This window comes from Brevundimonas sp. UBA7534 (assembly GCF_002479325.1).
Classification (GTDB): domain Bacteria; phylum Pseudomonadota; class Alphaproteobacteria; order Caulobacterales; family Caulobacteraceae; genus Brevundimonas.
Genome location: NZ_DLMO01000051.1, coordinates 1 through 6,105, shown reverse-complemented (window position 1 = coordinate 6,105; position 6,105 = coordinate 1). Strand labels below are relative to the sequence as shown.

General features: G+C 71.4%; 6 protein-coding genes and 2 pseudogenes. 5 read left to right on the top strand and 3 right to left on the bottom strand.

Translation table 11 applies throughout. The features are described from left to right. The 3 genes and pseudogenes from B2U11_RS03720 to B2U11_RS03710 all read left to right on the top strand — a co-directional run. Nucleotides 1-462, top strand: a pseudogene (locus B2U11_RS03720) (hypothetical protein); the annotation flags it as partial. Continuing rightward, complete coding sequence (locus B2U11_RS03715; protein ID WP_292070039.1) at nucleotides 459-1,211, top strand: LuxR C-terminal-related transcriptional regulator; 753 nt, start codon at nucleotides 459-461, stop codon at nucleotides 1,209-1,211. The pseudogene B2U11_RS03720 and the gene B2U11_RS03715, both read left to right, overlap by 4 nt. A gap of 150 nt (nucleotides 1,212-1,361) precedes the next feature. After that, nucleotides 1,362-1,874: a hypothetical protein gene (locus B2U11_RS03710; protein ID WP_292070038.1), complete on the top strand. Its 513-nt coding sequence runs from the start codon at nucleotides 1,362-1,364 to the stop codon at nucleotides 1,872-1,874. 127 nt (nucleotides 1,875-2,001) lie between these two features. Here B2U11_RS03710 and B2U11_RS03705 read toward each other — a convergent pair whose 3' ends face one another. The 3 genes from B2U11_RS03705 to B2U11_RS03695 are packed head-to-tail and all read right to left on the bottom strand — an operon-like array spanning nucleotide 2,002 to nucleotide 4,611. Beyond that, nucleotides 2,002-2,901 (bottom strand): hydrogen peroxide-inducible genes activator, encoded by a 900-nt coding sequence (locus tag B2U11_RS03705; RefSeq protein WP_292070036.1) that lies wholly within the window; start codon nucleotides 2,899-2,901, stop codon nucleotides 2,002-2,004. Nucleotides 2,902-2,952: 51 nt separating this feature from the next. After that, the gene (locus B2U11_RS03700; RefSeq protein WP_292070035.1) at nucleotides 2,953-3,756 is read right to left on the bottom strand and encodes a glutaminyl-peptide cyclotransferase; all 804 of its coding nucleotides are present in this window, start codon (nucleotides 3,754-3,756) and stop codon (nucleotides 2,953-2,955) included. Between the two features lie 3 nt (nucleotides 3,757-3,759). Then, nucleotides 3,760-4,611, bottom strand: coding sequence for a TerC family protein (locus tag B2U11_RS03695; protein WP_292070034.1), 852 nt, complete (start codon nucleotides 4,609-4,611; stop codon nucleotides 3,760-3,762). Between the two features lie 327 nt (nucleotides 4,612-4,938). Between B2U11_RS03695 and B2U11_RS03690 the strand changes: the two genes are divergently transcribed. Together B2U11_RS03690 and B2U11_RS03685 are read left to right on the top strand one after the other, a co-directional pair. Next, entirely contained in the window at nucleotides 4,939-5,493 is a 555-nt protein-coding gene (locus B2U11_RS03690) for a F0F1 ATP synthase subunit delta (RefSeq protein WP_292070033.1), read from the top strand. 72 nt (nucleotides 5,494-5,565) lie between these two features. Beyond that, a pseudogene (locus B2U11_RS03685) lies at nucleotides 5,566-6,105 on the top strand (F0F1 ATP synthase subunit alpha); the annotation flags it as partial.

Here is a 6,105-nt window from a genome sequence, read left to right as displayed (position 1 = left end):
GTGGACCCGGCAAACCGCCGCCCCGTGGACTTCGCGGCCCGGGCCGACCTGCTGGACCGCCTCGACGCCGGCCACACACCCGGCCTCGACGACCCCGCCGCCGCCAAGCTGGCCGTCGTCGCGGCGGTGCTGCGCGCCCGCCGCGACCGGCCCGAGCTGTTCACCGGCCACCGCCCGCTCGACGTCTCCGGCCCCGCCGCCGAACACGCGATCGCGTTCGACCGGGGCGGGGCGCTCGCCGTGGCCAGCCGCTGGCCCGTCCGCCTCGCGGCCGCGGGCGGCTGGGGCGAGACCGTCGTGACCGTGCCGGCCGGGCGGTGGGAGGACGCCGTCACCGGCCACCCCGTCCACCCGGACGCGCGCGGCGCCGTGCGCCTCGACGAACTGCTCAGCACCCTGCCCGTCGCGCTGCTCGTCCCGGCGCACGCCCCATCCGACCGCCGAGAGAGGACCGCCCCGTGACCGAGCCCCGTCCGGCCGACGCCCCCGCCCCGGGCCTGCACCCGATCGGCTCCGACCCCGTGGACCCCGCCGCGGCCGAGCGGGCCGCCGTCGACGCCGCGCGCGCCGTCCCCTACGCCGTGTGGGCGCCGCACGCCGAGAGCGTCGAGCTCGTCCTCGTCGACACCGAGCCCGGCGCCCTGCACGACGCCGAGGACCGCTGGCCCGTCGCCGCCGTCGTGGCCATGGACCCCGCCGCCGGAGGCTGGTGGACGCCCACGGAGGACCCGCTGGCCGCCCTCGGCCTCGACGCCGCGCAACCGCCGGCCGACCCCGGCTACGGCTACCGCGTGGACGGGGCGGACCCCGTGCCGGACCCCCGCTCCCGCCGCCAGCCCGACACGGTCCACGGGCCCTCCCGCCGCGACGTCGCCGGCCGCGCCGTCGGCATCGTCCACCTGGTTCCAGTGCGGCGCGCCGCTCGCGAGATCTTCGGCCAGGGCTATGCGCTGATGCTGGTCACGCCCGTGACGGCCGAGCGCCGGCCCTCGGTCGATCTGTTGCGCTCCCTGTTCGACTTCACGCCGTCCGAAGCCCGGGTGGCCGGCGGTCTGGCGGCGGGCAAGTCGCCCGAGGAGATCGCCGAACAGGGCGGTGTGGCCATCACCACCGTCCGCTCCCAACTGCGCGGCGTTCTGGAGAAGACGGGCTGCTCGCGCCAGGCCGAGGTGGTCGCGCTCCTGGCCGGATCGACCTTCGCCCTGCATTGAGCGGCGCCGCACGCGCAAAAGGCCGGCCGTTTCATCCATATGGATGAAGCCGGGGGGACCGGCTTGGCCCACTGTTCCTCACGGATCGCCGTTACGCCGAGGGGGCGCACGCGGCGCCCAGACCTGTTCCTGAGGAGGCGAACGATGCGAATGCGCGAGCGACTGACGACGCCGGCCTGCGTGGCCCTGAGCGTGACCTTGAGCGTGGGAATGGCCCTGGCCATGCCGGGCGCGGCCCATGCCCAGAGACGGGCGGAGCCGCCCCTGAACGTCTCCTATCCGACAGACGCGGCCCTGACCTGCGACCAGCTGACGGCCGAGATCGCCCGTATGGAGGAGATCGCCGGCGCGTCCGCCCAGAACGCCGAGGCCGCGCGCGGCCAAGGGCAAATGGCCGAAAGCGTCGCCGGCATGGCGGTGAACGCGGCCTATCATACGGGGGCGCTGGCGCGGGTTCCCGGCCTGGGGATGTTCGCCAACGCCGCCGGCGCGACCGCGCGCCGCAACGCCGAGGCGCGCGCCCAGGCCGAGGCGCAGCGCATCCAGGTCGCCGACCAGCGCCGAACCCTGCTCAGCGGCATTTACCAGGGGCGTCAATGCGGCCTGGCCCCGGCTCCGGCCCAGGTCGCCGAACCGGCGCCGACCGAACCCGCCGAGGGCTGACGGGGACTGAGGAGGTCGGGCCCGGCTCTGGCGTGCGGGCCGAACGGCGCCCGCATCGCCTCCAGTTCCCCTTCGCCCGGGACTTGAGACGCCCGGGGGGGCGGGACCGGCGGCTAGTCGCCCGGCCTCAATCCAGCTTCAGGGCCTCGGCCAGCAGCTTGGCCTCGGCGGCGCGGCTGGAGCCGGATCGCCAGGCGACGACGATCTCGCGATGGGGCGGGGCGCCGTCCGACTGGGGCTCGAAGGCGCGCACGGCGACCGACGGATTGTCGGCCAGGCCCGCCTGCACCGCCATCTTGGGCAGGAAGCTGACCCCCAGGCCCGATCCGACCATCTGCACCAGGGTATGCAGGCTGGTGGCGGCGAAGACGTCGTCGCCGCGCGGCGCCTCGATCTCCAGCGCCGCCAGCGCCTGGTCGCGCAGACAGTGGCCGTCCTCCAGCAGGATCAGGTCCTCGGCCTTCAGCGAGCCGGGCCGGATCGGCCCCGGCGCGGCCAGCGGATGGTCGCGCGGCGCGGCGGCCAGGATCTCGTCGTCGCCGATCCGGGCGTGGGCGACGCCCGGCGCGTCATAGGGCAGGGCGATCACCGCCGCGTCCAGCTGGCCCGACTTCAGGGCCGCGATCAGCCGGGGCGTCAGGTCCTCGCGGATGAACAGCTTCAGATTGGGATAGGCCGCCTTCACATGGGGCAGCTTGGCGGGCAGCAGGAAGGGGGCGACGGTCGGGATGACGCCCAGCCGGAACCGGCCCGACAGCGGCCGGCCCGCGTTCTTGGCCGCCTCCACCAGGTCCTCGGTGCGGGCCAGCACGTCCTCGGCGCGGCGCACGGCCTCGGCGCCCACCGCCGTCATGATGACGTTGCCCCGCGCGCGCTCCACCACCGGCGCGCCCAGGATGCGCTCCAGCTCCTGCACCCCGGCGCTCAGGGCCGGCTGGCTGACATGGGCCGCCTCGGCCGCGCGCGAGAACGAGCCGTGCTCGGCCAGGAGCTTCAGATACTGGAGTTGGCGCAGGGTGGGGAGCATGGCCGCCACATAGGCTCTCTCTATCGAGAGCGCAAAAGCAATCGCCTGGACCTATTGCCCAGCCGTCGCGAGCGGCTTCAGTCGGATTTCGTAAAGATGCGGCCAGCGCTTGCCCGTGACATACAGCCGTCGCGCCTGGGCGTCCCAGGCCACGCCGTTGGCCACGTCGTCGTTCGGGTCGATCTCGGGGCCGGTCGGGGCCAGGCGGGCCAGGTCGATGAAGGCTCTGACCACGCCCGTTTCCGGGTCGATCCGGGCGATGCGGCTGTCCTGCCAGATGTTGGCCAGAATCTCGCCGTCGACCCATTCCAGCTCGTTGATCTGGTCCAGCGGCCGGCCGTCGGCGGTGACGGCGATACGCCCGGTCTCGGCGAAGGTGTCGGGGTCGATGAAGCGGATCTGGTCGGTGCCGTCGCTCATCACCAGCCGGCGCCCGTCGGTGGTCAGGCCCCAGCCCTCTCCGGCGTAGGAAAAGGCGCCCAGGGGCGAAAAGTCCTCCAGCCGCCAGACGAAGCCCAGATGGTTGCGCCACGTCAGGCTGAACAGCCGCTCGCCGATGGCCGCGACGCCCTCGCCGAAATAGACGGTCGGCAGGTCGCGCTGGCGCACCACCGCGCCGGTCTCCAGATCGACCTGGCGGATGAAGGAGGGATAAAGGCCCGTGCTTTCGAACAGGGCGCCATCGTGCACGAACAGCCCCTCGGTGAAGGCGGTCGGATCGTGCGGATGGGTCGCCGTAACCTCGTAGTCCTGGACCGGAACCCGGGCGACCGCCGCCGCCGGCGCCAGCAGGAGCGCCAGCGCCAGCACAGGCGCGCCCGGCCAGACGGAAAATCGCCTCGCCGGGCGGCCCAAGGATCAGGCCTTCTCGGCCGCCGCTTCGGCCTCGGCCTTCTCGGCGCGGGCTTCGGCGGCGTCGGCCTCGGCCCGCGCGGCCTGGGCCTTGGCCTTCTTGGACTGGGCGTTCCTCGACAGCATGTTCAGCCCCTCGACCAGGGCCGAGAAGGCCATGGCCGCATAGATGTAGCCCTTGGGCACATGGACGCCGAAGCCGTCGGCGATCAGCACCGCGCCGATCATCAGGAGGAAGCCCAGGGCCAGCATGACCACGGTCGGGTTCTTGTCGATGAAGTTCGCCAGGGGGTCGGCGGCCAGCAGCATGCACAGCACGGCGATGACGACGGCGATCATCATGATCGGCACGTGGTCGGTCATGCCCACCGCCGTCAGGATCGAGTCGATCGAGAACACCAGGTCGAGCAGGATGATCTGGAAGATGGCCGCGCCGACGTTGTTGATGACGACGTCCTTCTTGTCCTTCTCGAGCAGGTCCTGCGACGGGGTGGTGTCGACCGAATGGTGGATTTCCTTGGTCGCCTTCCACAGCAGGAACAGGCCGCCGGCGATCAGGATCAGGTCGCGCCAGCTGAAGGCGGTGTCGAAGCCGGAGCCCGACAGGCCCAGGTCGAACACCGGCGCCGTCAGGCCGACGATCCAGCCGATCGTCGCCAGCAGGCCCAGGCGCATGATCAGGGCCAGGCCGATGCCGATGCGCCGGGTGCGCTGGCGATGCTCGGGCGGCAGCTTGTTCGACAGGATCGAGATGAAGATCAGGTTGTCGATGCCCAGCACGACTTCCATGACCACCAGGGTGATCAGGGCCGCCCAAGCGGCGGGGTCGGCGAAGATGGCGCCAAGGCCGTCGAACATTGGAAATTCCGTATATGAAGTGAAGCCGCTGGCGTAGCGGCGTCGTCGTTCCCCATCAAGCGCCCGCCGGGGGCGGATGGTCGCACCCTGTCGCGCTTGCGGCGGTGAACGCGCCACGGCGGCGCTGGCTCCGGCGCCTGCGACCTTTGGGGGGCATCACACAATGTTGCGAGCGGCGAAACCCCGTGCTATCAGGCGCCCGGCTTGCGGGGGGCGTGTTTGCGGATACGGCCCCTGTCGTGCTTTCCGTAAGCATTTCAAGCTATTGGCCGGCGCGGCACCGTCGCTGGTCGCGACCCTGACACAACGACTTCGGACCCTTTATCAGTGGCTGATGAATTCAGAACGACGGAAGTCGGCGATCGCTACGCACAGGCGCTGTTCGACCTGGCGCTGGAGACCGGGCGCCTGGACGCCGTTCGCGCCGACCTGACGTCGCTGAAGGCGGCCTGGCTGGACAGCGCGGACCTGCGCCGCCTGGCGACCTCGCCGATCATCGCGGCCGACGATCAGGTCAAGGGCCTGACCGCCATCGCCGCCAAGGCCAAATTCGAAAAGACCACCGCCAACTTCCTGGGCCTGCTGGCCCAGAACGGCCGCGCCCGGGACCTGCCCGCCGTGATCGCGGGCTTCGAGGCGCGCTACGCCAAGCACGCCGGCATCGTCGCCGCCGAGGTCGTCTCGGCCCAGCCGCTGGACGCCAAGCAGTTGGCCGCCATCAAGGCCGCCCTGAACAAAAGCCTGGGCAAGGCGCCGGAACTGACCACGCGGGTCGACCCGGCCATCCTGGGCGGCCTGAAGATCAAGGTCGGATCGAAGCTGTTCGACGCCTCGCTGAAGACCAAGCTCGACCAGATGAAATTCGCCCTCAAGCGGGCCTGAGCCCGCTCCCGCCACACGCATGAAGCGCGCCTGAACGGCGCAACCGCAAGACTGAAGAACAGAGAGCCCGTCATGGACATCCGCGCCGCTGAAATCTCGGCCATCCTCAAGTCGCAGATCGCCAACTTCGGCGTCGAAGCCGACGTTTCCGACGTCGGCCAGGTGCTGTCGGTCGGCGACGGCATTGCGCGCATCCACGGTCTGGACAACGTCCAGGCCGGTGAAATGGTCGAGTTCACCAAGGCCGGCGTGAAGGGCATGGCCCTGAACCTGGAACGCGACAACGTGGGCGCGGTGATCTTCGGCGCCGACGCCGCCATCGCCGAGGGCGACGACGTGCGCCGCCTGGGCGAGATCGTGGACGTGCCGGTCGGCAAGGGCCTGTTGGGCCGCGTCGTCAACCCGCTGGGCGAGCCGATCGACGGCAAGGGCCCGATCGAGTTCACCGAGCGCCGCCGCGTCGACGTCAAGGCGCCGGGCATCATCCCGCGCAAGTCGGTGCATGAGCCGATGCAGACCGGCCTGAAGGCCATCGACACCCTGATCCCCGTCGGCCGCGGCCAGCGCGAGCTGATCATCGGCGACCGTCAGGTCGGCAAGACCGCCGTCGCC